This window comes from Sulfuriferula multivorans (assembly GCF_003851125.1).
Taxonomy (GTDB): Bacteria; Pseudomonadota; Gammaproteobacteria; order Burkholderiales; family Sulfuriferulaceae; genus Sulfuriferula; species Sulfuriferula multivorans.
On sequence record NZ_BGOW01000015.1, the window covers coordinates 15,768 to 38,721 of the forward strand.

The 22,954-nt window shown below is 57.0% G+C and carries 27 protein-coding genes; 9 read left to right on the top strand and 18 right to left on the bottom strand.

The features are described 5' to 3' along the window. Nucleotides 1–2 precede the first annotated feature (2 nt). The 9 genes from EI185_RS08425 to dsrA form a co-directional block, all read right to left on the bottom strand. Complete coding sequence (locus EI185_RS08425; protein WP_124704700.1) at nucleotides 3–1,952, bottom strand: NAD(P)-binding protein; 1,950 nt, start codon at nucleotides 1,950–1,952, stop codon at nucleotides 3–5. Nucleotides 1,953–1,981: 29 nt separating this feature from the next. Further along, nucleotides 1,982–3,520: a sulfate reduction electron transfer complex DsrMKJOP subunit DsrK gene (gene dsrK / locus EI185_RS08430; protein WP_124704701.1), complete on the bottom strand. Its 1,539-nt coding sequence runs from the start codon at nucleotides 3,518–3,520 to the stop codon at nucleotides 1,982–1,984. Between the two features lie 15 nt (nucleotides 3,521–3,535). Beyond that, nucleotides 3,536–4,264, bottom strand: a complete 729-nt coding sequence (locus tag EI185_RS08435; protein ID WP_124704702.1) for a respiratory nitrate reductase subunit gamma — start codon at nucleotides 4,262–4,264, stop codon at nucleotides 3,536–3,538. 89 nt (nucleotides 4,265–4,353) lie between these two features. After that, nucleotides 4,354–4,686: a TusE/DsrC/DsvC family sulfur relay protein gene (locus tag EI185_RS08440; RefSeq protein WP_124704703.1), complete on the bottom strand. Its 333-nt coding sequence runs from the start codon at nucleotides 4,684–4,686 to the stop codon at nucleotides 4,354–4,356. A gap of 30 nt (nucleotides 4,687–4,716) precedes the next feature. Beyond that, the gene (tusB, locus tag EI185_RS08445) at nucleotides 4,717–5,022 is read right to left on the bottom strand and encodes a sulfurtransferase complex subunit TusB (protein ID WP_124704704.1); all 306 of its coding nucleotides are present in this window, start codon (nucleotides 5,020–5,022) and stop codon (nucleotides 4,717–4,719) included. Between the two features lie 11 nt (nucleotides 5,023–5,033). Next, nucleotides 5,034–5,438, bottom strand: coding sequence for a sulfurtransferase complex subunit TusC (gene tusC / locus EI185_RS08450; RefSeq protein WP_124704705.1), 405 nt, complete (start codon nucleotides 5,436–5,438; stop codon nucleotides 5,034–5,036). A gap of 16 nt (nucleotides 5,439–5,454) precedes the next feature. Next, a complete protein-coding gene (gene tusD / locus EI185_RS08455; RefSeq protein ID WP_124704706.1) occupies nucleotides 5,455–5,814 on the bottom strand; it encodes a sulfurtransferase complex subunit TusD in 360 nt (119 codons plus the stop codon). 69 nt (nucleotides 5,815–5,883) lie between these two features. Beyond that, nucleotides 5,884–6,954, bottom strand: a complete 1,071-nt coding sequence (gene dsrB, locus EI185_RS08460) for a dissimilatory-type sulfite reductase subunit beta (RefSeq protein WP_124704707.1) — start codon at nucleotides 6,952–6,954, stop codon at nucleotides 5,884–5,886. Between the two features lie 50 nt (nucleotides 6,955–7,004). Continuing rightward, entirely contained in the window at nucleotides 7,005–8,306 is a 1,302-nt protein-coding gene (dsrA, locus tag EI185_RS08465; protein WP_124704708.1) for a dissimilatory-type sulfite reductase subunit alpha, read from the bottom strand. A gap of 435 nt (nucleotides 8,307–8,741) precedes the next feature. Here dsrA and EI185_RS08470 point away from each other — a divergent pair, with 435 nt between their 5' ends. The 7 genes from EI185_RS08470 to EI185_RS08500 all read left to right on the top strand — a co-directional run bounded on the left by EI185_RS08470 (nucleotide 8,742) and on the right by EI185_RS08500 (nucleotide 12,748). After that, nucleotides 8,742–8,987 (top strand): DUF6967 family protein, encoded by a 246-nt coding sequence (locus EI185_RS08470; protein ID WP_124704709.1) that lies wholly within the window; start codon nucleotides 8,742–8,744, stop codon nucleotides 8,985–8,987. A gap of 26 nt (nucleotides 8,988–9,013) precedes the next feature. Then, nucleotides 9,014–9,640, top strand: a complete 627-nt coding sequence (gene cas6, locus EI185_RS08475) for a type I-MYXAN CRISPR-associated protein Cas6/Cmx6 (RefSeq protein WP_189836340.1) — start codon at nucleotides 9,014–9,016, stop codon at nucleotides 9,638–9,640. A gap of 30 nt (nucleotides 9,641–9,670) precedes the next feature. Then, entirely contained in the window at nucleotides 9,671–10,003 is a 333-nt protein-coding gene (locus EI185_RS08480; protein WP_124704711.1) for a TusE/DsrC/DsvC family sulfur relay protein, read from the top strand. A gap of 55 nt (nucleotides 10,004–10,058) precedes the next feature. After that, nucleotides 10,059–10,904 (top strand): sulfurtransferase, encoded by an 846-nt coding sequence (locus EI185_RS08485; protein WP_124704712.1) that lies wholly within the window; start codon nucleotides 10,059–10,061, stop codon nucleotides 10,902–10,904. A 6-nt stretch (nucleotides 10,905–10,910) separates the two neighbouring features. Next, nucleotides 10,911–11,498 (top strand): hypothetical protein, encoded by a 588-nt coding sequence (locus EI185_RS08490; RefSeq protein WP_124704713.1) that lies wholly within the window; start codon nucleotides 10,911–10,913, stop codon nucleotides 11,496–11,498. Then, nucleotides 11,495–12,382, top strand: coding sequence for a TauD/TfdA family dioxygenase (locus EI185_RS08495; protein WP_124704714.1), 888 nt, complete (start codon nucleotides 11,495–11,497; stop codon nucleotides 12,380–12,382). The genes EI185_RS08490 and EI185_RS08495 overlap by 4 nt, the downstream gene beginning before the upstream one ends. Before the next feature lie 69 nt (nucleotides 12,383–12,451). Further along, entirely contained in the window at nucleotides 12,452–12,748 is a 297-nt protein-coding gene (locus EI185_RS08500) for a segregation and condensation protein A (RefSeq protein ID WP_124704715.1), read from the top strand. 252 nt (nucleotides 12,749–13,000) lie between these two features. On the opposite strand, the gene EI185_RS08505 is transcribed toward EI185_RS08500, so the two are convergent. After that, nucleotides 13,001–13,255, bottom strand: coding sequence for a DUF2249 domain-containing protein (locus tag EI185_RS08505; RefSeq protein WP_124704716.1), 255 nt, complete (start codon nucleotides 13,253–13,255; stop codon nucleotides 13,001–13,003). Nucleotides 13,256–13,423: 168 nt separating this feature from the next. Continuing rightward, complete coding sequence (locus tag EI185_RS08510) at nucleotides 13,424–14,785, bottom strand: heterodisulfide reductase-related iron-sulfur binding cluster (RefSeq protein ID WP_124704717.1); 1,362 nt, start codon at nucleotides 14,783–14,785, stop codon at nucleotides 13,424–13,426. A gap of 354 nt (nucleotides 14,786–15,139) precedes the next feature. On the opposite strand from EI185_RS08510, the gene EI185_RS08515 reads away from it, so the two are divergent. After that, on the top strand, nucleotides 15,140–16,078 hold the full coding sequence (locus tag EI185_RS08515) for a GAF domain-containing protein (protein WP_124704718.1): 939 nt from the start codon (nucleotides 15,140–15,142) through the stop codon (nucleotides 16,076–16,078). 58 nt (nucleotides 16,079–16,136) lie between these two features. Here EI185_RS08515 and EI185_RS08520 read toward each other — a convergent pair whose 3' ends face one another. The 7 genes from EI185_RS08520 to EI185_RS08550 all read right to left on the bottom strand — a co-directional run bounded on the left by EI185_RS08520 (nucleotide 16,137) and on the right by EI185_RS08550 (nucleotide 22,039). Further along, nucleotides 16,137–16,967, bottom strand: a complete 831-nt coding sequence (locus tag EI185_RS08520; RefSeq protein ID WP_189836341.1) for an alpha/beta hydrolase — start codon at nucleotides 16,965–16,967, stop codon at nucleotides 16,137–16,139. Nucleotides 16,968–17,144: 177 nt separating this feature from the next. Continuing rightward, nucleotides 17,145–18,455 (bottom strand): NRAMP family divalent metal transporter, encoded by a 1,311-nt coding sequence (locus EI185_RS08525; protein WP_124704720.1) that lies wholly within the window; start codon nucleotides 18,453–18,455, stop codon nucleotides 17,145–17,147. A 67-nt stretch (nucleotides 18,456–18,522) separates the two neighbouring features. Continuing rightward, nucleotides 18,523–18,864, bottom strand: a complete 342-nt coding sequence (locus EI185_RS08530; RefSeq protein WP_124704721.1) for a zinc ribbon domain-containing protein YjdM — start codon at nucleotides 18,862–18,864, stop codon at nucleotides 18,523–18,525. An 86-nt stretch (nucleotides 18,865–18,950) separates the two neighbouring features. Continuing rightward, complete coding sequence (locus EI185_RS08535) at nucleotides 18,951–19,340, bottom strand: translational machinery protein (protein ID WP_124704722.1); 390 nt, start codon at nucleotides 19,338–19,340, stop codon at nucleotides 18,951–18,953. Nucleotides 19,341–19,554: 214 nt separating this feature from the next. After that, a complete protein-coding gene (locus EI185_RS08540) occupies nucleotides 19,555–20,052 on the bottom strand; it encodes an RloB domain-containing protein (protein ID WP_124704723.1) in 498 nt (165 codons plus the stop codon). 11 nt (nucleotides 20,053–20,063) lie between these two features. Then, complete coding sequence (locus EI185_RS08545; protein ID WP_124704724.1) at nucleotides 20,064–21,245, bottom strand: AAA family ATPase; 1,182 nt, start codon at nucleotides 21,243–21,245, stop codon at nucleotides 20,064–20,066. Nucleotides 21,246–21,547: 302 nt separating this feature from the next. Continuing rightward, the gene (locus tag EI185_RS08550; protein WP_124704725.1) at nucleotides 21,548–22,039 is read right to left on the bottom strand and encodes a DsrE family protein; all 492 of its coding nucleotides are present in this window, start codon (nucleotides 22,037–22,039) and stop codon (nucleotides 21,548–21,550) included. A gap of 469 nt (nucleotides 22,040–22,508) precedes the next feature. Between EI185_RS08550 and EI185_RS08555 the strand changes: the two genes are divergently transcribed. Beyond that, the gene (locus EI185_RS08555) at nucleotides 22,509–22,865 is read left to right on the top strand and encodes a hypothetical protein (RefSeq protein ID WP_124704726.1); all 357 of its coding nucleotides are present in this window, start codon (nucleotides 22,509–22,511) and stop codon (nucleotides 22,863–22,865) included. Nucleotides 22,866–22,954: the final 89 nt, after the last annotated feature.

A 22,954-nucleotide genomic window follows, 5' to 3' on the forward strand; every position in this document is an offset into this window, starting at 1 on the left:
CCCTACTCGCCCATGCCCATCTGGATGTAGCCGGTCGGGCACACGTCGGCGCAGATATGGCAGCCGATGCACTTGCTGTAGTCGGTGTCCACATAACGGCCAAGTGTCGACTTGTCGCGTTTAACCTTGAATACGGCGGCCTGCGGGCAGTACACCACGCAGTTGTCGCATTCGAAGCACAAACCGCAGCTCATGCAGCGCTTGGCTTCCGCCACAACCTGTGGCTCGTTCAGAGCCGCCAGACGCTCTTCGAAATTACCCAGCGCCTGTTCGGCATTGAGTGTGATCGTTTCGCGCTTGTGGCGCTCGGCGAACAGAAAATGGCCGAGGAAAAGCTCGGTGGACGGGATTACGTATTTTGCGGAGCGATCCTCGAAGTTGTGCACGGCAAAAGCACTGGTGTCCGAGCCATGCATTTGCTGGTGGTTGTACTCTTCGATTTTCATGCCTTTTTCCACCAGCTTGCGCAGCAGATCGAAGCGGTGCGCGTCCACCTTGGGGCGCTTGTCGAGTTCCTCATGTCCGTCCAGGAAGGCATGGATGCCTTCGGCGGCGATGGAGGCGTGACCGATGGCAGTGGTGAGCAGGTGCGGCTTGATTACGTCGCCGCCGACAAAGATATGTTTCTTGCCGGGGAAGCGATAGTGGCTGTCCGGCTTGATCAGGCCTTTGTTGTTGTTGAACTCTTCCAGGCCGGTGAAATCCACCGCCTGGCCGATGGCGGACACCACCAGGTCGGCGGGCAGATCGCGTTCGGTGCCTTCCCTGATGACGGATTCGCCCTTCACCATGTCGAATTCGGCTACGCGCAGGGCTGTGGCACGGCCATCCGCGCCCAGGATTACCGCTATCGGCATTACGCCGCCGAGGATATCGATACCTTCGGCCAGCGCCTGCTCGATTTCATGCTTGTTGGCGTGCATCTTGTCGATGCTGGCCCGGGACACCAGCACCACTTCCGCGCCTTCGCGCACGGAAGCCTCGGCGACATCGTGCGCCACGTTGCCGGCAATGATGTGCTCGGGGCGTTCAGTCTCGGTATCGTGGGTGATTTTGCCCAGACGGCGGGCTACGGTTGCCACGTCGATCGAGGTGTCGCCGCCGCCGATCACCACCACGCGCTTGCCCACGTATTGCAAACGGCCGTCGTTGAAGGCGCGCAGAAAGGCCATGGCGGTCACGCAGTTGGGTGCTTCGGCGCCTGGCACCGGCAGCGGACGGCCGCTCTGTGCCCCCATCGCCATGAAAATGGCATCGTATTCCTGCTCCAGCTGCGCCATCGCAATGTCACTGCCGACACGCGTTTTCATGCGGGTTTGCACGCCCAAATCCAGAATGCGCTGAATCTCGCCGTCCAGCACTTCGCGCGGCGTACGGAAACCGGGGATGCCGTAGCGCATCATCCCGCCGAGCAGTTCGTGCTCGTCGAAGATGGTGATGGAATGTCCCTTCAGAGCGAGTTGGTAGGCGCAGGCCAGGCCGGCAGGGCCGCCGCCGAGCACGGCGATTTTCTTGCCGGTGGGCTCGGCCTTGTTCACATAGGCCATCTTGTTGGTCAGCGCCCAGTCGCCCACGAAGTGTTCGACGGAGTTGATGCCCACGAAGTCTTCGACCTGATTGCGGTTGCAACCGGACTCGCACGGCGCCGGGCACACGCGGCCCATCACCGAGGGGAAGGGATTGGCTTCGGTGATGCGGCGGAATGCATATTCCTGCCAGGTCACGCCTGCCGGCGGTTTTTCGATGCCGCGCGCGATGTTCAGATAGCCGCGGATGTCCTCACCTGCCGGACAACTGGCCTGGCAGGGCGGAGAGGACAGCACGTACTCCGGGCACAGGTGGGAGTGGTCGGCATCGAAAATCTTGTCCTGCCACTGCTTCCAGTCCTGATCATCTTCCTTGTACCGACGAAAGGTCAGTTTTTTTTCCATGTCCTCGGATGTGCTTGACATCGCTGCTCTCCTGAAGTGAATTCCGTAAGCTACTGTTTTGCGTCCAGCCGAATGGCCGTACTTACCAATTGATGGACACCACCCACCATGCTCATGTCGAAGCCGTAATACGGGAGCACCTTGGTGAACTGTGCCTTGCAGATCGCACAGATGGTGGCCATGAAGTTGACGCCATGGTTGTCCACAACATCCTTGAATGCATCCATGCGCGGCTGCGCACCCTTGACCCGCAGTTCCATCAGGTCGTCGGTCAACAGGCCACCGCCGCCGCCGCAACAGAAGGTGCCCTCAAGTATGGTTTCCGGAGCCATGTCGTGGAAACGGTTGGCTACCGACTTGATGATTTCCCGCGGGATAAGGAACTGCCCGCCCGGCATGTCGCCCATGCGCGAGCCCCGCGCCACGTTGCAGGAATCATGGAAAGTGATGATGCGGTGATCGTTGGCTTCCTTGTCCATCGTGATCGCACCCTGCTGCAGCAGGTCGTAAGTCACTTCGCAGATATGCGCGGGTTGCGGATAGTTGGGATCCAGCTGTTGTTGCAGCATCCTGCCGTATTTGTCGTCAGCGCCTGCGCCGAGACCAACACCGATCAACGTATTCCAGAAACTGTAGGCGACGCGCCAGGCATGGCCGCACTCGCCCACTACAATGCGTTTGACACCCAGTTCCAGCGCCGCTTCGCGGATGCGTAGCGCCACCTTTTGCATCTGCTCGTAGTTGCCGATAAACATGCCGAAGTTGCCGGCCTCGGAGGCAAGTGAGGACAGCGTCCAGCTAATTCCGGCAGCATGGAACACCTTGGCGTAACCGATCAGGCTTTCCACGTGCGGCTCGGAGAAGAAATCCGCGGAGGGCGTGATCAGCAGCACTTCCGCGCCCTTGACGTCGATGGGTAGTTTCACCGCAAAGCCGGTATCCTCCTCGATGTCTTCTTCCAGGCCTGTCAGGGTGTCCAATAGAGCTGGGCCGGGCAGCCCCAGATTGTTGCCGATGCGATGCACCTTGCCCAGGATCTCGTTGGTGTATTTCTGGCCGATGCCCACGCAGTCCAGTATCTCGCGGCCCGCCATGGTGATTTCGGCGGTATCGATACCATAGGGGCAGTACACCGAGCAACGGCGGCATTCGGAACACTGGTAGTAATAACGGTACCAGTCATCCAGCACTTCCCTGGTCAGATCCTTGGCCCCTACCAGCTTGGGAAAATATTTCCCGGCAAAGGTGAAATAACGGCGATAAACCTGGCGCATCAGATCCTGGCGCGCCACCGGCATGTTCTTGGGATCACTGGTGCCGAGATAATAATGGCACTTGTCGGTGCACGCCCCGCAGTGCACGCACGCATCCATAAAAACCTGCAGCGAGCGATATTTGCCAAGCAGTTCGCCCATCCTGCCGATGGCAGTTTCCTGCCAGTTTTCCGCCAGTTCGCCCGGGAAGCCCAGTGCTTCCTGTATCTGCGCGTTCGCCGGGAAGGATTTGACCTCCGCTGCCGCACCTTCGCGCAGCAGCGGAATGTCCGTGTAACCCTTCAGTTCAGGAACTTCGAATTTGGGTGCGGCCACCTGGATCCCCTGTTCTTATTTCTCAAGCCGTGCAGCCCAGGAGGCCACATGGCGCGTATCCCTGGAGTTGTCGGCCTGGTTGCGAGTTGGGCTGAAAAATATGCCGGGTGCATGCAGCAGTTTGCTGATGGGAAAAATGATCATGAGTAGTGCGACCAGGGACAGATGCGCCAGCAAGATTGGGTCGGCTGGCAGGGGTTGCCAGTCAAACACCATGAGGCCGAGCATGAACTCCTTGAGCCCGACGATATTGGTATGCACGACAAAGCTCATGGCCATGCCGGTCAAACCGATGCCGACCAGCAGGGCGAGCATCAGGTGGTCGGAGGGGGTGGAAATGTAACGCACCCGATCCACCAGAAAGCGCCGCGCCCACAGGCCAAGCAGGCCTGCGATCATGGCGAATGCGGCGTATTTGCCGAAGGGCTGAATCAACACCACCCAGCCCCATACCGGCTCGGTGAAATAACGCAGGTGGCGCAGCAGCACCAGCAGCAGGCCAAAATGGAACATCCAGCCGAAAATCCAGATCCACTTGTTGGATTTGAACAGGCTTTCGAACAACACGACTTCACGCCCCATGCGCATCACAACGCCGGTCGTGGTAGTGGGCGCGGGCATGGTGGGAATCTTCAGCGGCGCCGGGGTGCGGCTATAGATATAAATCTTATAAGCCAGTCCGCTGACCAGCAGCGCTGTCGCCAGATAAAACAGAAGCGCAAAAAAAATTGTGAGCGATGACATGCTAGCGCTTGCCTTCCGGTCTCAAATAAACTGCAGTGCAACGGCCTCGTGAGACCGTTGCCGCTTTACGCTGCATCAGCCGCCGTAGATCAGATGCAGCCGGTGGGTTTGGGCAGGCCGGCAATCTTGCATGCCTGCTTGGCCGGACCGTACGGAAACAGCTCGTACAAGTATTTGCTGTTGCCCTTCTCCGCGCCCAACTTCTTGCCGATCGCCTTGGTCAGCACGCGCACCGCAGGAGCAATCTGGTAGTCGTTGTAGTACTCGCGCAGGAAATTGACCACTTCCCAGTGATTTTCGGTCATATCCACTTTCTCGCCCTCGGCCAGCACTTTGGCGATATCTTCGTCCCATTCGCTCAGGTTGAGCAGGTAGCCCTCTTCATCGGTCTCGTAGGTCTTGCCGTTAACTTCCAAAGCCATGATATGTAACCTCTCTAATTTAAAATCCGTTTACAACCAGGATTGCACGTTGCTGTGCTCAACCACCAAATCGACGAAACCGCCATAGTCCACCATTTTCACGCCTTCCAGCACCCGGTCCTGGATGCCGCGAGCCTCCACGTCAGGCCATAGCGCATACACCTGGATGTCGCCCATGACATCGTGGACGGCATTCCCCGCAACGCTGTTTTTTGTTGCCGCATAAACCCCATCTTCGATCAACAGCAGCGCGCCACCACCGCCCTTGCACACAACGCGCAGGCAACTGGCGAGCGTGGTGTTTTCGAATGGAGATTTGTTCACGATGTGCAGCATTCGTTTTCCCCTTAAAAACCAATAACCACGTCCTGAGTTTTCATCAGGTCGCCCATTGCGGCAGAGGACAGCACTTCCACCGGTACCAGCAGGTCGTCCGCGTTCAAGCCACGCATCTCCAGCGACTCGCGTTCCACATACAGCTTCTCGATGTCGTAACCTTCCAGCGCCCGGTAGGTGGGTGAGAAGTTTTTCACAGCGAGGGCTTTGGTATGCTGCCCCTTGACCAGCTGGTACACACCGTCATCCAGAAAAGCCATGCTCACGTCCTGATCGAAAGCCGCGCTGATCAGCACCACTTCCAGCCCTTCCAGCGCGTAAATCGTTCCGTAAGGCGCCTTGCGGTTGACGAACATGAATTTCTTTACGATGCCGGAGCCCTCGTCATCCTCGATACCGCCTGTTGTCTCGTTCATCACACCCTCCTCTTGCTCAATCACCAAATACCACCAGCCGATCGGCCTGGATGCCGGCCTCGACCAGTTGACCCAGACCGGAAATGCGAAAACCGGGCGCCAGATTCTCGTCGCAGATACCGCGACGCAGGGCAGCGGCAACGCACACCACCAGATCGATGCCGTGCTCTTCCGCCAGCTTGGACCAGCGCGCAACAACGTTACGATCATCCTGCGGCGGCTCGGTCAGCCGGGTGGCATTGTTGACGCCGTCGTGATAGAAAAAAACCCGGTAGATTTGATGACCCTTTTCCAATGTCGCCTTGGCAAACTGATATGCGCTATCCGTGGCCTGGTGGGTGTAGGGGCCTTCGTTGACCATGATTCCGAATTTCATACCTTCAATCCCTTTTTTATGGCACGGTCACAGCCGGCCTTGCGCACTGCAGGAACGGCTCAAAAGCAACTAAAAACGGATATGCGCAGAGGCGTTCAGCGTCGACCGCGAGCCACGCCAATCGTCAATGTGGTACTTGGTGAAAGGCAGACCGGTTTTCTCAAAGAAGCGCGGCCAGCCGATGCGCTCGATCCAGTCCGCCATACGCTCCCAGGGCTGCGCATCCGCCTTGTACACGGACAGAATGTTCTTGACCACAGCGGCCACTTCCGGCCAGCGCGGCGCGTTGTTGGGCAAGCCGGAAGCCACCAGCTTGTGGAAAGTGGGGCGAGAACGCGCGTTGGAGTTCTTGCCGCCGACCCAGATCGCAATCTTGGAATGCTCCGGATCGTTGATCTGCATCGGTGGGCAGGGAGGGTAGCAGGCGCCGCAGCAAACACATTTTTTCTCGTCCACTTCCAGGGAAGGTTTGCCGTTCACCAGCGCCGGACGAATCGCCGCCACCGGGCAACGCGCCACCACGGTAGGGCGCTCGCACACGTTCGCAACCAGATCATGGTTGATCTTGGGCGGCTTGGTGTGCTGCATGATAATCGCGATGTCGGCCTGGCCGCCGCAGTTGATCTCGCAGCAGGAGGTGGACATCTTGACCCGGTTGGGCATCTCGCATTTGATGAACTCGTCGTAGAGTTCGTCCATCAATGCCTTTACCACGCCGGAAGCATCGGTGCCGGGGATGTCGCAGTGCAGGAAACCCTGGGTGTGGGCAATCATGGAAACCGAGTTGGCGGTACCGCCGATCGGAAAACCATGATCATTCAGCGCCTTGATCAGGGGTTCCACTTTGCTCTCGTCGGCAACCATGTATTCGATGTTGCTGCGCGCGGTAAAGCGTACGTGTCCGTCGGCGAATTGGTCGGCAATGTCACACAACGTGCGGATGGTGTAGACATCCATCTGGCGCTGGGTGCCCGCCTTGACTGTCCAGATTTCATCGCCGCTTTCAGCGCGGTGGCGCAGGACACCGGGTTTCGGATGATCATGGTAAGCCCACTTGCCATAGTTTTTGACCATGACCGGGTGCATGTAGGGCATCGGATCCGGAACGCCGCTCTCAATGGGTGAACGCATTTCAGCCATAATTTCTTATCTCCAGATAGAAAACTTGTTCAGCGCTTAATGAAGCGGCATTAACCGGCAATTTTTCTCTTGTGTTCTGCCGCCTTCTCGACTTCTTCGTCCCAGCCATCCGTGCGTACATAGGGATTGCTGCGCGGCTCCAGAACCATGTTCGCGTCAATATCAATACCGACGCCTTCCAGGAAGTTGACCAGGCCGATGCGATCGATCATCTCGCCGGTGCGTTCATGCTCCAGCGCGTTTTCGGCAAAGAAGTCGATAATGCTGCGCGACAGAGTGGCCAGCGCTTCAAAGTCTTCATCGGATTCCAGCTTCATGAACGGAACCACCATCGTGCCCATGGTGGCGCCGATCTTCAGCACGCTCTTGCCGCCCACCAGGATGCTCACACCTTTATCGGTGCCGGGAAGCAGCGCACCCGGCATGACGTTCAGGCAATGCATGCAGCGCACGCAATTGTGGTTGTCGATTTGCAGGGACTGGGTGTCGGTGACGGCCACGCTGGAGATACCGTCGGCCCGGGAAACGTTGGCGGTATTTTTCAGGGACAAGGCCTTGGTCGGACAACGGCTGATCACGTCGTTAACCAGTTTTTCCATGCCGTGTTTGGCCATGTAATCCTTGGCCAGCGCCTCGTTGACACGGATGCTGTCGCGCCAGGTACCGATTACCGCCATGTCGGAACGCTGAATGGCGTTCACGCAATCATTGCCGCAGCCCGAGAATTTGAATTTGAATTTATACGGCAACGCGGGACGATGCATGTCATCAATATTGTCATTGATGATGGTCCGCAATGCTTTTGCCTCGTCGAAGTTGGACATTTCACAACGGGCTGCACCCACACAGGACATGGAGGTGCGCAGGGCAGGACCGGCGCCGCCCATGTCGAAGCCCATTTCGTTCAGCTCGTCGAAGGCGGGCTGGACGTTTGCAGTGGAGACACCCTGGAACATAATGTCGCCGCTTTGGCCATGCAGGGCAATCAGCCCGGAACCATGTTTTTCCCACAGATCGCAGAGCTTGCGCAGGATCTCGGTGTTGTAGTGCATGCCGGCCGGCGGCTGGATACGCAGGGTGTGAAATTCAGCGGCAGCTGGATAGATGGGCTTTCCTTGATCGTCCTTCAACTCGCTAAAACGCGGGATCACACCACCACCGTAGCCGAACACACCCACGGTACCGCCCTTCCAGTAACCTTTCCTGGTCTGGTAGGAGGTTTCCAGCTGACCCATCAGGTCAACCATCATGTCGTTGTCCTTGGCCAGACGCTTCAGCCCGGTTACAAAGCTGGGCCACGGTCCGCTCTCGAGTTGGTCAAGCATCGGCGTGTCGTACATCTTCTTGGTCATAGCCACTCCCTTCATTCCACCAGTAAGTAGTTGCCGGTTTGTCCAAATTCCATGGTTGAACTTATGATCAACCGATCAATCTATTCAACCAGACTGCACTAGTCGTTAACCTGACCCTTCCTGCCGTGCTCAAAGGCCACGTAGTCCATGACCGCTGATGCGGTCGCCGGAAACTGATACTCGGCGCAATGTCACTGAAAGTTCATGTATGTTCCTCCTTCAAAAACGCCAATTCCATAAACTTGATTGGTAGTACACACCTAACCATTCGGGTAGTGCACCCCCCCCTTTTGGGCTAGTTTCTTGTGCTGGCGACAATGAGAGACTTTGCTCAGGATGAAGCAATGAGGCCGATTACAATCCTGTCGAGCCCGGGTAGCCCAGGTGCCTTTAAGAAATGCGGCTTTCCTGCTCCACGCTCATTGGGGACAAAAATTGGACGCGATTGAAATCAGAACGCTGCATACATTGCTGGCCTCGCCCTACCGGCAGCAAATCGAGCTTCAGCACGTACTGCACCAGGCCGATTACGTGACGCTGCGGGTAAGGATTCGCGAGCAGAAACGTTTTACCATTTTCGATATAGACGAACCCACCGCCAGGGCGTGGGGGTTGGCCATGCTGGAATGGGCGGACACCCTTGCCCAGTCCGGGCAGGTCAAAGCAGGAGAAGGAAAATAGGCTGGCTCAACGACGATCACGCGGAGATGTCGGAAATCGGCATCGCCGCGATGTCCGATGCGCATCTGGAATTGCGCGGCCCGCACATACCGGCGGATCACGGCTATCTGCTGTTTCGGGAACTGCTGCGCTGGTTGCCCTGGATCGAGGATGAGCCCTTGCTGGGCATTCATCCTGTGCATGGCGCCGACAGCGGCGCCGGCGAACTGATGCTGAACCGGCGTACCAAACTGGTGGTGCGCTGCCCGGCCGGCCGTCTGGATGAATTAACAAAACTTAACGGGCGCACCATCCACCTGGAGCAACAGGAACTGGTCATTGGCGCCTGCAAGATCAAGCCGCTGAGCAGGTACACGCCCTTGTATGCCCATTGCGTGGTCACCGGCAGCACAGATGAAAAAGAATTCACGCTCGACATCATGCGCATGCTGAGCCAGATGGGCATTGACAGCCGTTTCATTTGCGGCAGACGCCAGCAGGTTTTTGACGGCCGCGATACCGTTTCCGGCTATAGCCTGCTGCTGCACAACCTGCCATTGAAACATGCCATCCATATGCAGCAGCAGGGTCTGGGAGCGCACCGCAAGCTCGGGTGCGGCATCTTTATCCCGCATAAATCCATTGCCGCCGTCGGCGCAATAGGCTCGGTTTAATCGCCAATCCGTTAACGACAGGAGGAAAAAATGAGCTACACCTACAACGGCCAGGAACTGGAAGTCGATGATGAAAAATTCCTGCTGGAACCGGTTTATGACGATGAAATCGTGCCCGTCATCGCCGGCGCGGAAAATATCGACCTGACCGACGAACACTGGTTCGTGGTGCGTTACCTGCGCGAGAAATTCCGTGAGGACGGCCATACGCCGAATTTCCGCAACATGGTCAAGGATCTCGAGGAAAACCATCCCGGTCCGGACTGGAAAAAGCATCTGTACACCCTGTTTCCCAACCAGCCTGCCCGCCAGGCGGCGCGGGTAGCCGGCCTGACCAAGCCGTTCGGGAAAGGCGGCTACTGATAGCGCCCAATATGAACATGGCCGACCGATTCCGTTACCATCCCGCCCTGCGGCCATGAGGTCCGCCACGCTGGTCAGCACCGAACAACTCGCTCGGCGTCTCGACGACCCGGACTGGATCCTGTTCGACTGCCGCTTTACCCTGACCCGGCCCGAAGCCGGACGCCAAGCCTACACCACCGCGCACATCCCGGGCGCCCGCTATGCCCACCTGGACGCCGACCTGTCCGCGCCGGTTCTGCCCGCCAGCGGCCGCCACCCGCTGCCCGATCCCGCCATACTGGGTGAAAAACTCGGCCGCTGGGGAGTAAGCCAGGACGTCCAGGTCGTGGTGTACGACGACAGCTTCGGCTCCATGGCGGTGAGACTGTGGTGGTTGCTGCGCTGGCTGGGGCATGAAAACGTGGGCCTGCTGGACGGCGGCTTGCACAAATGGCAGCGGGAAAAGCGTCTGCTCACGGCAGATGCGCCGACGATCGTGCCAGCACGCTTCGAAGCCCGGCCCAATGCCGATCTGTGCGCAGACGCCGCCGAGGTGAGCGCCGCCATCCGCCGCGGCGAAGCAGTGCTCGATGCCCGCCCGGAGGAGCGTTTCATCGGCTTCGTGGAACCCCTCGACAAAGTGGCCGGCCATATCCCCGGCGCGATGAACCGGCCGTTCGAGGACAACCTGGACCTGGACGGCACTTTACTCGGCGCCGACGCGTTGCGCGCCGCCTATCTGGAGGCGCTGGGCGCGACCCCGCCGCAGCGCAGCATTCATATGTGCGGATCCGGTGTCAGCGCCTGCCACAACCTGCTGGCCATGGAGATTGCCGGATTGTCCGGCGCCCGGCTCTACCCCGGCTCCTGGAGCGAATGGATCACCGATCCGTCGCGCCCAACCATCAAGGAGGATTAAACCAAAATGGCTATCCGCGTTAAAACCATCTGGTTCAAGCAGGAGGACGGCCCCAAGGGACCGGAGCAACAGGCCGGTGTGATCGCACTTACCATATGGAAGCTGGCAGACAAAACGGTCATCGACCTTTCCAAGTCCGATTACGACATCATCACTCCCCAACGCGGCTTTACCCTGCTGGCGGAACTGGCAGCCTTCATGCTGCATCTCGCCGACCGCATGGTGTACCGCCGCATCGCGGACGCTGAACGGCAAGTCCTGGTGCAGGCCCTGGCAAAGCGCCTGGCGGAAATCCTGGAAGAAAATATCCACGAGGTGATGAACGACCACGGCCACCCCTACCAGGCCGACTTCATCAACCTGGTCAACCGGCGCGGCCAGGATTACGCCAGCTTCGATTTTCCGCCGGAGCAACCCAGTTTTTCAGCGCTGCGCTACCTGGGCAACTGCATCCGCGACATCATGGAAGGCCGCGACCAGCCCTGGGTGATCGACCAGATCATGGAACTGGAAGCGCCAGAGATGGTAGCAACCGTCAAGAAAGCGGTGGATGGCCTGTTTCCGCAAACATCAGGCGTTCCCCTGCCCGCATGACAAGCACACGCAGCCCTTTCCATCTGGACGCCGACGCCGCTTATCAGGCCTGGCGCGAAGCCAAGCTGAGCAATTACCCCAGGCGCGCCGAAGACATGGTGGTGGAGGTAGGCGACCCGCGTGCGCTCACCCCGGCGGAGCATGACGCGATCCTGATACGTTGCCGCAAGACCAACCTGGCCATCTACGCCAGCCACTGCGGCGCCACGCCGGGCAAGGACATCCCGCGCATGTTGGGGCTGCAATTCGGCCTGAAACAACTGGACCACAACCTGCTGGCGGACGAGGATGCCATCACCTCTCTCACCGTCGCCGCAGGCGGCGGCCAACGCGGCGACTTCATTCCCTATACCGACCGCCCCATCCGCTGGCACACGGACGGTTACTACAACCCCCCGGAACGGCGCATCCTGGGGCTGATGCTGCACTGCGTAACGCCTGCCGTCAGCGGCGGGGAGAATACCCTGCTCGACCACGAAATCGCCTACCTGCTGATGCGCGATGCGAGCCCCGAGCACATCCGCGCGCTCATGGCGCCCGATGCCATGACCATTCCGGCGCGCATGGACGAGAACGGTGTGGCGCGGCCCGCTGAAACCGGCCCGGTGTTTTCCGTGTTGGACAGCGGCCAACTCCACATGCGCTACACCGCTCGCACCCGCAGTATCGAATGGAATCCGTCTCCGGCCACCCTGGCCGCCGTGGCCTTCCTGGAACAGCTGCTGGCGAGCGACCTGTCCTATATCTTCCGCGCCCGGTTGGAGTCCGGCATGGGCCTGGTCTGCAACAACGTGCTGCATGACCGCAGCGGTTTCAGTGACAATGAAACGCAACGGCGCCTGCTCTACCGCGCACGTTATTACGAGCGCATGGCAAACACCTGAGCCTGCACTGGGCAACCACCCTTATACAACTCTGTTGGGGTGTAATTTGATCACTCCGGAAAGGCATGGATGATGAGCGACGAACTCAAGGAGCCCTCAATGGAGCGACGCATCCTCCGCGTCATGCGCAAGACGCTGGCGAATGTCGTCAAGGACGCCACACCGCGCGCCAACATGCCTAGTTGCCTGTCGGATCAGACCGTAGAGGACATCCGCCACTGTTTCGAACTGATCTCAATCAGGGAAAAAGAACTGGCCGAAACGCTGAACCTGGATCAGGCACATCCCCTGTACCCGGACCAGGAAAGAACAGCCAAGCGCATCATCATCAGCAAACCCGTCAAACCGGATCCGGAAAAATATTGAGGACACCACCATAAATCCAGGCATCCAGGCATCCAGGCATCCAGGATTTTAAATCGGATCGCCAGGACGATCTGATCGCCGCATTGCACGCCCCCTGCGGCAAGAGGCACGTCCCAGCACGCCGCAGGAAGCCGGGCTTACCGAAGGCACGGTCAAGGTCCACATCAAGCACCTGCTGAAAAAGCTCAATCTGCGCTGCCGTGTAGGCTGCCGAAAGAGCGGAGCGCAGCTGAGCGCGGCTGCACCTGCCCCCTAACGACGCGTGAAACGGATGACGATGTTGCCGGGTTGGCGTTCGACATATTTCACTTCGACCGTCCCACCATAGCGCTGGTGCATTTGGTCGATTAACGGCAATGGATCGTGATCATTGACGAATTGCATGGTCTCCCCCGGGTGCAAGGCATCCAGGGCGCCGAATATAGCCGCATGGCGGAAGCGCTTGGCGACACCGCGGGCATCGAAAAGATGGGGTTGCCCATCAAGAATCTGCAAGTTCGGAAGCATGTTTATCCTTCTCAATTAGTTTGGTCAAGCTGGCATTTATCCTGAAAAAAGCATGCGGGCCGGGCGACAAGTCACCCATCCTTGCGAAGCCTGTTTCCTCCGTGCTCCTGTGGCTTCAACTGCTTTTCCCAGGTTTACGCCAAGCCGGGACGCCTATCATTTCCCTGTTTAACTCTTCAGCCTCGGCGCAGTACCCAGCGCAAGTTCCGGGTTGTAGAGATATTCGATGTTGCCCGCCTCGACTTCCTTGAGGTAGGCCTCGAATGTCTTTTTGGCTTCGGTCCAGGATATGCCCATTTTCTCCACCAGTTCTTCGCAGGGAGAAGCATGCCATTGCAACTGCACGATTTTTAATGGGTCCGCACCGCAAGCCAGCGCCGCGAACTGAATATCAGCCATGACCGGCACCGAAAAGTTGTTGTCGTGCGCCTTGCCGATCCACTGGTTCTTGTCCATGGTGGTGATGCAACCGGTATCAATCCCGATCAGCACGTCCGCATTGGCTTCTTCGCGCACCACACGAATCTTGCGATCCATGGTGAAGGAACGGACAAATTCCCGCTCGGAGATAATGTGACGGAAACCGAAGCCGCAGCAGTCGTACCAGGTGGAGTAGTCGATCAGCTGCGCACCCAGGGCCAGCGCCACGGAACTGCCCACGGCGGTGCGGTTGCCGCCCAGGATGGTTGGGTCATAGATGGCATCTTCATGCACCATCTTGTAATAGTGGCAAGCCGGGTGCATGGTGACGCGGATATTCGACACATCGACGGTCTGCAGCTCGGAGGCAACGCGGTTGCGCATCACGTGCAGCCATTCGGAGTAGTGAATGATCTCTTCCGGGATCACCAGCTTGCCGTCTACCAGACGTCCCAGCTTGCCGAGTATCTTGGTAACGCGCCCGCGCAGTTCGGCAGATTCCACCAGGTACTTGCGGATTTCCTTGTAGTTGCCGAAGGAGGTGCCGCAATGCACCAGCGGGAAGAAATGGCCCGCCTCGAAACCATGCTGTTTGCCAGAGATATAGGCCTGGTGAAAGTTGCGCAGGAACACCGCAGCCAGCGATTCGACGTTGCCGATGCCGGAGCCGTGGTAATTCCATGCGGTGCATGAAGTCTGGTCGGTTTCGTCGAGGTAGTCCCTGCCCGGCTCAAAACCGAACTTGTTCATGAACCACATCAGGGAAGTCGGATAGCCGGGGATATTGCCGCACTGCCCGCAGGATTTGTGGTGCCAGAGCTGGATGGTGGGAATGCGCTTGTTCCATCCGAACAGGGTCTGGACGTCGATGGGCTTGTGTGCGTCGGTAATGCGATGCACGATGATCTGGCCATCCTTCTCCAGCTCCCACATGTGATCGCGAATGTCGTCCATGCGCTCGCCCAGATCAACGGTGCGCTTGTCGACGTGCTTGCGTACCCACTCGGTGGCCTTCTCGGCATCCGCACTGGATAAACCCGCGTCCTGGAAAAACGAGCCGTGACCGGCAATGCCTTGATTTACCCCCGTTACATCCTTACCTGTTTCCATGGATTGACCTCCTTGAGATAAAGGCCACGCCGCTCAAGCACGGTCAGCGATTTGACCTGTTTCATCCCCTATTGGGAGCATTTCTGACATTGCCTGCCGAATCCGACCGCACTATCTATTCTGCAGCATACCGCCGCCAGAAATATAAGATGTACTATAGATACATCTTATATTTCAGTCAAGATATTACCCATAACTGAAAATGGAATCCAACCGCGGGTTTGATGCAAAAGATTTGGATTAACCTATCGAAAATACACCTATACTGGATTGAGAAAATATAATGAATCGTCGCGTTTTTTGCGACCACCGCGCGAGGGCCGTATTCACTTATTTATAAGAGAGACGCCCGCCATGAAAACTTTCATCCAGGTAAGCGAGATCTGGGTACCCTCCAGGAATCGCACCGTTCTCGAATTCCAGGGCGGTTTGTACGGCCCCTACAAACAGTTGCGCATGGCCAGCGAGCGCATGTGCTTCGGCTACGACGAGGGCCTGCCGGGCAAGGCCTGGGCCGCGCGTCACCCCATCCTTCTCAAGGACTGGCAGCAACCCTATTTCAGACGCGCCGAGGCCGTGCGGGAAGCGGGACTCACCTGCGGCGTGGCACTGCCCATCTTCGCCGGGGACTATCTGCTGGCGGTGGTGGTGATGTTCTGTGGCAACGACGCGGACAGCGTGGGCGCCATCGAGCTATGGCACAACGATCCGGCCCTGTCCTACGACATGAGCCTGGAAGATGGCTACTACGGCAACGCCGTAAACTTCGAGTATGTCTCGCGCCGCACCCAGTTCCGCCCCGGCTTCGGACTGCCGGGCATGGTCTGGGAAAGCGGCATGCCGGTCATCGTGGACAACCTGTGGAATGCGGAACGCTTTCTGCGCAAGGATGACGCGCGCAAGGCCGGGCTCAGCAATGGCCTGGGCATCCCTGTGTCCGGCGAAGCCGGCCAGAATTATGTCATGACCTTCCTGTCCGCCATGGGAACGCCCATCGCCCGGCGCTTTGAGGTTTGGATACCCGAGGAGAACTGCGAGGCCCTGATCTTCAACGTCGGCCATTGCGACAACGTACCCGAGTTCGCCCTCGATTACGCCTCCACCCGGCTCTATCCCGGAGATAGTCCCATCAGCCGCGCCTGGATGCTGGGCATACCGGAGATCTGCGAATCCGTGGCGGAGGACAGCTCGGCCATCGGCGCCTCCGCCCGCAAGGCGCGGCTGGAGACCATGCTGGCCCTGCCCGTGCTGGAGAACGGACGCCTCAAGGCAGTCGTGGCATTTTATTTCTGACAGGCGAGATTGGAGGCGGCCCCTGTGGCGCTGATGCGCTGGGGCACCCGTTACACGCTTACTCGATGACCTCGGTCAAATGATCGTTCACCAGCCAGTCGCCAATGCTGTTCATCACCACCCGCTCCCGGCCGACAAATCCGTGCGCCGTGAAGGCCTGGCAGTCAGCGCCATGCGGATTGTCCTGACCCTTGACCCGCATGATCGGGATGACGCCTTCGTACTTCTTCAGCGGTGCAAACGGCGTGAGGTCGCAAGGATCGTCCTGGTGATGCACCAGGAGTTGCCGCATCGTGGCCTTGCTCAGGTCGATCCCATTCAAAACCAGGCCCCTTTCCCGGCGCGGCATCGTGATAGAGGAGGTATGAATGACAGCGTCCACCTTGCCGCCGAGCTTGAGCGCGAGTATCTCGGTCGAGACGGTACCGTAGCTCGTGCCGATCAAGGCCACCTTGACTTGTGGACCGACGATGGCCTTGAGCGCCTCTATCTGCGCTTCAACATCACGCACCTGTTTGTCGCTGGCCCGGTAGGCGTCGCCGCAGTCCGCGAGCTGGTCCGAAGGACAATCGAGGGTCGCCACCGCGATGTCGTTTGACACCAGGTGACGCCGGGCCCGAACCAGGAAATTCCCTTTCAGCTCATACTCGATCACGCCGTTTTTCTGGGCCAATCGAAGTATGCCGGGGTAACCGGGAAAGGACACCACCAGCCACTTTTCACCTTGGGTTGCTTTGCGGCTCAGCAGGGAACGCTGATAGACGCCTTCTCGAGGAGTGGTTTCGACGATTTGCTCGGTGAGTCCTTCCGCCTGAGGATTCCCCGCGGCAAAGGAAGGCGCCATCTGCACCACGATAAGCGCAAGGGTTGCGGCTGCATAGGCTATCATTCGCATCGCTGTTCCTTTGTCTGAGTTATACGCAAAGGCGGCCAGAAACTGGTTTCACGAATTAATACTAGATGAATATCGACGCGGGAGAAAAATATTTTTGGCCGTTGATGGGCACGGTTCCCAAGGCATCATCCACGCTGGTTTCTCAGCATTTCCACCACTAAATGCTGCCTACTATGTACTACGCATCGTCCAGAACATCGCACCCACTGCCAGGGCCATCATCAGCGTAGCGAGCCAGCCGAGTATCCTGAGTCTTGGGGATAAAACGAAACGCCCCATGATTTCCGGCCGAACGGCCATCAGCATCATCACCACCATGATGGGCACCGAGATCACGCCATTGATGACAGCGCTCCAATACAGCGCCTTGATCGGGTTGATCGAGATGAAACCCAGCGCCACGCCAATCACGGTAGAAAGAATGATGATTCCATAAAATCCTTTCGCCCTCAGCGGTGTGTACTCAAGGCTGTTTTTCCATTTAAAAGCACCGGACATGGCGTAGGCGGAAGAACCGGCCAGTACAGGAATCGCCAGCAAACCGGTACCGATGATGCCGGCGCTGAACAGCAAAAAAGCAAAATCCCCGGCAATCGGACGTAACGCAGAGGCCGCCTGCGCGGAAGTCTGAATATCCGTTATCCCATGCAGGTTAAGCGTCACCGCCGTGGTAAGAATAATAAAGAAAGCGACTAAATTGGAAAAACCCATGCCAATAAAAGTATCGATTTTGATGTCTCTAAGGCTTGCTTTCGCTTGATCAGGCTGTTTTATCAAGGGCTGGGCTTGCGGATTGGCGCGCAGGTCCTCCACTTCTTCCGAAGCTTGCCAGAAAAACAAATAAGGACTGATGGTGGTGCCGAATACGGCGACCACGGTGGTGATGTATTCAGGCTTCCAGGATAAATGCGGTGCCAACGTTCTGGTCAAAGCCTCCGTCCAGGGAACGTGGATGACAAACACCGTAGCCACGTAAGCCAGCAATGCGAGCGTGAGCCATTTAAGAATGCGCACATAGCGTTTATAAGGAATGAACACCTGAAGCAATAAGGACACGGCTCCAAAACCGACTGCGTACCATTGTGCACGTCCGCCAATAATCAATTTCAGTGCGGCGCCCATGGCAGAGATATCGGCAGCAATATTAATCGTATTGGCAATCAGCAATAGACCGACAATGCTGTACAGCAGCCAGGGCGGATAGTGGCGCCGCATGTTGCCGGCCAACCCTCGGCCGCTTACGCGCCCGATTCTGGCGCTGATCAACTGGATCCCCACCATTAATGGATAGGTAAAAAAAACCGTCCACAGCATGCTGAAACCGAATTGCGCGCCAGCCTGCGAGTAGGTCGCAATCCCGCTGGGGTCGTCATCCGCCGCGCCGGTAATCAAACCCGGCCCGAGTTTTTTAAACCACGGTTTTTTACCGTCTTCAGCGTCCTCAGGAACAGCGGCCAATTTTGACGATGCGCGGTGCGGCATAGGATTTTTTTAAAAGTGTTGTTAGCAATCACGCCACTGAGGTTCTGGCTCTGTAGTGTGCGTCGGGCTATGCCTTCTTGACAAATTCCGATTTCAACTGCATGGCGCCAATGCCATCAATTTTGCAGTCGATATCATGGTCGCCTTCAACCAGACGGATACTTTTTACTTTGGTGCCCACCTTAACCACCGATGACGAACCCTTGACCTTCAGGTCCTTGATCACGGTCACCGCGTCACCGTCCTGCAGCACATTCCCATAGGCGTCATGCACGACGCGCTTCTCGTCGGCACTCTCGGCGACCGCATCTTTCGACCATTCATGCGCGCATTCCGGGCAAACATACATCGTGCCGTCTTCGTAGGTGAATTCTGAATTGCATTTTGGACATTTCGGTAATGAGGGCATGGGCGTCACTTTTTCTGATTCGTTAAGAGATTGGAGCCTGGTCTTGTAATGATGCATCCATGCAAAACCGGGCTCCAATTTTTCACTTACTGCGCAATCATCCGATCCTTGGCTACGAAATATTTTCGGGCGAAGGTGACGATCTGGGCATCGCTCGGATGATCCACCGTTTCCAGCCCAACGACGCGATTTTCCACGTCATGGTCGTGCGCATGCATGTGCTTGATCAGGTTGAGTTTGGCCTGACCGGGCCCGACTACGAGAATCTCTTTGGCCTCACTCAGTGCTTCGACGACCTCGTGGTAGAAATGCTGATCTTCGGGTTCGCGGCTACCGCTGACTGAACCCCGTTTGTGATGCAGGTGCAGGTGAGGCTCGGCGGGGTGGACGATGGATTTTTCCACGTCTTCCGGGCTGATATGCATGATGCGCGCTTCGGCATGGTCGATCCAGACGACGGCATGAGAATGTGACATGGTGTTCCTTTCCTGGGTTATGGAATCAATTTCGGGAAAATCATTAAGCGGTGCTTCGCACCTGCGCGAGAGGATGGCGGAGTATTTGCGGCCACTTCGGGTTCCAGCATGTTACATGGTGACGGCAGTACTCGATTAAAAGTAGGGCAAATTAAGTTGAGCGCTTCACGCGCGATGTTTGAATGCCCGACGAATCATGTTCAAGCAATACACGTCATACGCCCATGAGTTTAAGCAAAGCGTCAATAGCTGCCTCATTTGTCCGGCCAGTCTGCAAACACGCCTCTGTGAAATGTATTTTGTAGTGATCACACTGCGTCGCATCATGATTGACGAATGGGGCGAATTGCTTTTTCAGCGCTCTGGCATCGCCAACCGGGTTGATATCCAGCAGGCGCAGCATGAGAGCCTCAAAACAAGGCTCTGATTTGAGCACCTGAATTTTCTTTATCTTCGCCCGCTTGGCGATTGCCTCGGACCAATCCGTATCGGTATCCAGTAGTGCGGCAACCATATCGTAGTCGGTGTTGGCAATCTGTCGAATAGTCCATTCGATCACACGTTGTGCACCTTTGCCGCGTGCATTTTTGATAGTTACCGACAAACCGCAGCCGCGCGGCGCATATAATTTTTTGACGTAACTCAAGAACGCCTCCTCGTGGTAACCCTCTCCCACGATTAACAGCGTGCGCTGTGCTTTCCAGATAGCCATCAATTGACCGATCAGAAATGCGGCACAGCGCCGTAAGCGCCCGCCATGTATTTTGCGTAGAAATTATCGTCACTACGGATGCCGGCTACCGCATCCATGCGACTCGCCGTGCTTTCGCAATCGATATCCTTCTGCACCAGCATCACTTGCGACTTGTGGACGAGATTCAGTACTTCCATGGCGTGGCAGGTAAATAAAAGCTGCGCGTGGTGCGGGTTAGTCGTTGGGTTGGCGAACAGATCCAAGATGGGTTCCAGCATGTGCGGGTGCAGATCGTTCTCGAATTCATCAATAACCGCAAGACCACCCTTTTCCAAAGCTTCCAGTAGCCTCGCCAGGAGCACAAACGCACCCTGCGTACCACTCGACTCCAGCGCGAAATGCAGACGATATTCAGTTGTTTGATTCCTGTGTTTTCCAAAAGGCATCCACACCTTCTGGCCAGGCTCTTGCGGATTGTTCACCGCAATTTCTTGCAATTCGACACCGGACAAACCCAAGTCCCACGCAGACAGCAGGCGATCCATGCGCTCACGCTGTTCAGGATGTTCCGAGAAATGCTGTGCAGCGGTCAACATAACCTGCTCGCCCATGGGCATACGACCCAAGACATTCACGTTGGTGACGATGTACGGCGCAACCATCCGCATGGCCAAAGGCACACCAAACTGCGCCGCCCAGGAAATCAGCGAAACATTCGGGCGCACCTTGCGCGCCTCCTGCATTGCCAAGCCAAAATCCTGCTGCTTCACCACATAGGAATTGGTTGCAGCATCCCAATCACGCACAAACACATAACCGAAGCGCTCGCGTTTTTGATAAAGCGCCTCATGCAATACGCGCTCAGGTGTACAACGCAGCACATAACGCCACAGCTTACCGTCTAAATCGACCGTGCACTCGAACTCCGTCGGCTCGTTCGCCACCGCGAAATGCGGCGTGACAGGGATGCCGGCATCCGGCTGGTTCTGGAACGACTGGCTGATGAACCAACTCAGAAAAGCCACCGGTTTCAATAGCGCCGTCTTACCGCTGCCATTGGGACCAATCACCGCCATTAATTTCGACACTCGATCACCCGTGGGCGTCTCAATCATCCAGTCCGTCAGCGCCACTTTTCGGCTGATGCTCAGGTCAACTTCAACTCGCTCACGGAATGACTGAAAGTTTGTAAATGCATAGCTATGAAGCACGTAATCACCTTTAACTTAATATATAAACAAATATTTGTTAATAATAATAGTTAATTTAAAATAACTCCATGTTTATAGCTAAAAAGATTAACTGTTCTTACCGGACTCAACTGCTTTTAGCAAAAATCGCGGTCACCCATACTCTGGCATGTTCGCGCGGATGTTTGATTGCCGGGGCAGCCCGGCAAGCTTAAGTACAAGCAATGTACTTCAACAGATTGAAGGCAATGCCGTAGGCAAGAATTCGCTGCTGAGAGGAGGCCGGGCGGCCCTTCACTGGGGGATTGCCGCCCGGGCAAGCCTTAGTGGATAGGCATGTAGGCGTAGCCTTTGTTCTCCAGCACTATGGTGTTTTCCCATACGTTGTCCTCAATCACCGCGAAGGGCGCTACGTTGTCCTTGGCGATGTGGCCTCGATCCATGGCAATAGAGCACAGTTCGATTTTGGCCCCCGAATTTTTCAAGCTGTCCAGGGAGGACTGGGCCTTGGTGAGATCGTCCAGCTTTTCATTTTCGAACTTGGTTCCCACCAGGGTCTTGGTGGCAAACTTGGCCGCCGGCCCGTGGATGACCAGGACGAAGTCGGGTTTGATGCCCTTCTTCCGGAGGCCATCCGCCGTCTGGCGGATCAGGTCCATCCGGTCCAGGAACACTTTCTGGTCACCGGTGGTGATATCGAACACAGCCTTGGCCACCTTCACTCCCGCCAGCTCGTTGGCGCGAGCGCTGGAGACTGCGCCCCCCATTGCGGTCAGAATGGTCAATGCCAGAAGCGCCTTCTTATAGGTATTCATGGTCTTTCCTCCGTTTGGTATATAGATGATTGTTTGTGGTGTGCTCAGGATAGGAAATTCACCCGCACGAGCTAAAGTATCCTCGGCGTAAATGCCGCCGTCAAACGCCCGTTTTCGTCTTCGAATTGTATTCAGGATATGACAAGATGCACCCTCTTTCCGAGCAGCAACCGGTTTGTCTGTTGCGACCCTTACCGTTGCCTTCCATCCTTCGTGCCAATGTTTAATTGCCGGGGGAAACAAAAAAACACCACGCGCGGCGCAGCGGGGCGGCCTTCTATTGGGTTACCTTTTCTTGGCCGAGCAAGAAAATGTGACCAGATGCCGGGCTCCCCCCGGCAAAATATGTTCAAGAGATACACGTCGCATAGACGCGACAATTAGTTTTAGTATCTGTTAATGCAAAACCGGGCCCTGTCATCCGGTCGTATTTAACGTTGTATCGCTTTTCTTTGATCCGGGAAAACACATGATCCTTGCCACAATCGTTCTGTTTTTTCTGGCGGCCGTGCTTGGCCTGTGGCTCGTCGTTTTGGGCGTGCGCTATCGACGGGGCTCCCGGGCCTTGGCGGCGGGGCATGCCGGCGTCGCCCTACTCGGCCTGATCCTGCTGGGAAGACATATCTTCAGCAGTCCCATTCGTGTGTTGTACAACGACGCGGCGCTGCTGTTTATTCTGGCGCTGTTCGGCGGGTTGGTTCTTCTGGCCCTGCGCATGGGCAATCACGAACATCGCTCGCCACCGCCGATGATAGGCGTCAGCCTCCACGCGGCCATGGCCCTATCGGCGCTGCTGCTGTTGGTGTTGGGGTACACGCACCCCTGACCTGTTTAGCACTCCTCATGCAAAACCGTGGTCTGTCCCCTATTGTTCCTTCGTCGAACAGGTGCGTCAATTTGATAATTGGTATGTGT

What these genes read in the sequence shown, in the direction of transcription:
- EI185_RS08425 (WP_124704700.1), bottom strand. Translation starts at nt 1,952, where the DNA reads ATGTCAAGCACATCCGAGGACATGGAAAAAAAACTGACCTTTCGTCGG.
- EI185_RS08435 (WP_124704702.1), bottom strand. Translation starts at nt 4,264, where the DNA reads ATGTCATCGCTCACAATTTTTTTTGCGCTTCTGTTTTATCTGGCGACA.
- EI185_RS08440 (WP_124704703.1), bottom strand. Translation starts at nt 4,686, where the DNA reads ATGGCTTTGGAAGTTAACGGCAAGACCTACGAGACCGATGAAGAGGGC.
- tusB (WP_124704704.1), bottom strand. Translation starts at nt 5,022, where the DNA reads ATGCTGCACATCGTGAACAAATCTCCATTCGAAAACACCACGCTCGCC.
- tusC (WP_124704705.1), bottom strand. Translation starts at nt 5,438, where the DNA reads ATGAACGAGACAACAGGCGGTATCGAGGATGACGAGGGCTCCGGCATC.
- tusD (WP_124704706.1), bottom strand. Translation starts at nt 5,814, where the DNA reads ATGAAATTCGGAATCATGGTCAACGAAGGCCCCTACACCCACCAGGCC.
- dsrB (WP_124704707.1), bottom strand. Translation starts at nt 6,954, where the DNA reads ATGGCTGAAATGCGTTCACCCATTGAGAGCGGCGTTCCGGATCCGATG.
- dsrA (WP_124704708.1), bottom strand. Translation starts at nt 8,306, where the DNA reads ATGACCAAGAAGATGTACGACACGCCGATGCTTGACCAACTCGAGAGC.
- cas6 (WP_189836340.1), top strand. Translation starts at nt 9,014, where the DNA reads ATGTCGGAAATCGGCATCGCCGCGATGTCCGATGCGCATCTGGAATTG.
- EI185_RS08480 (WP_124704711.1), top strand. Translation starts at nt 9,671, where the DNA reads ATGAGCTACACCTACAACGGCCAGGAACTGGAAGTCGATGATGAAAAA.
- EI185_RS08485 (WP_124704712.1), top strand. Translation starts at nt 10,059, where the DNA reads ATGAGGTCCGCCACGCTGGTCAGCACCGAACAACTCGCTCGGCGTCTC.
- EI185_RS08490 (WP_124704713.1), top strand. Translation starts at nt 10,911, where the DNA reads ATGGCTATCCGCGTTAAAACCATCTGGTTCAAGCAGGAGGACGGCCCC.
- EI185_RS08495 (WP_124704714.1), top strand. Translation starts at nt 11,495, where the DNA reads ATGACAAGCACACGCAGCCCTTTCCATCTGGACGCCGACGCCGCTTAT.
- EI185_RS08500 (WP_124704715.1), top strand. Translation starts at nt 12,452, where the DNA reads ATGATGAGCGACGAACTCAAGGAGCCCTCAATGGAGCGACGCATCCTC.
- EI185_RS08505 (WP_124704716.1), bottom strand. Translation starts at nt 13,255, where the DNA reads ATGCTTCCGAACTTGCAGATTCTTGATGGGCAACCCCATCTTTTCGAT.
- EI185_RS08510 (WP_124704717.1), bottom strand. Translation starts at nt 14,785, where the DNA reads ATGGAAACAGGTAAGGATGTAACGGGGGTAAATCAAGGCATTGCCGGT.
- EI185_RS08515 (WP_124704718.1), top strand. Translation starts at nt 15,140, where the DNA reads ATGAAAACTTTCATCCAGGTAAGCGAGATCTGGGTACCCTCCAGGAAT.
- EI185_RS08520 (WP_189836341.1), bottom strand. Translation starts at nt 16,967, where the DNA reads ATGATAGCCTATGCAGCCGCAACCCTTGCGCTTATCGTGGTGCAGATG.
- EI185_RS08525 (WP_124704720.1), bottom strand. Translation starts at nt 18,455, where the DNA reads ATGCCGCACCGCGCATCGTCAAAATTGGCCGCTGTTCCTGAGGACGCT.
- EI185_RS08530 (WP_124704721.1), bottom strand. Translation starts at nt 18,864, where the DNA reads ATGCCCTCATTACCGAAATGTCCAAAATGCAATTCAGAATTCACCTAC.
- EI185_RS08535 (WP_124704722.1), bottom strand. Translation starts at nt 19,340, where the DNA reads ATGTCACATTCTCATGCCGTCGTCTGGATCGACCATGCCGAAGCGCGC.
- EI185_RS08540 (WP_124704723.1), bottom strand. Translation starts at nt 20,052, where the DNA reads ATGGCTATCTGGAAAGCACAGCGCACGCTGTTAATCGTGGGAGAGGGT.
- EI185_RS08550 (WP_124704725.1), bottom strand. Translation starts at nt 22,039, where the DNA reads ATGAATACCTATAAGAAGGCGCTTCTGGCATTGACCATTCTGACCGCA.
- EI185_RS08555 (WP_124704726.1), top strand. Translation starts at nt 22,509, where the DNA reads ATGATCCTTGCCACAATCGTTCTGTTTTTTCTGGCGGCCGTGCTTGGC.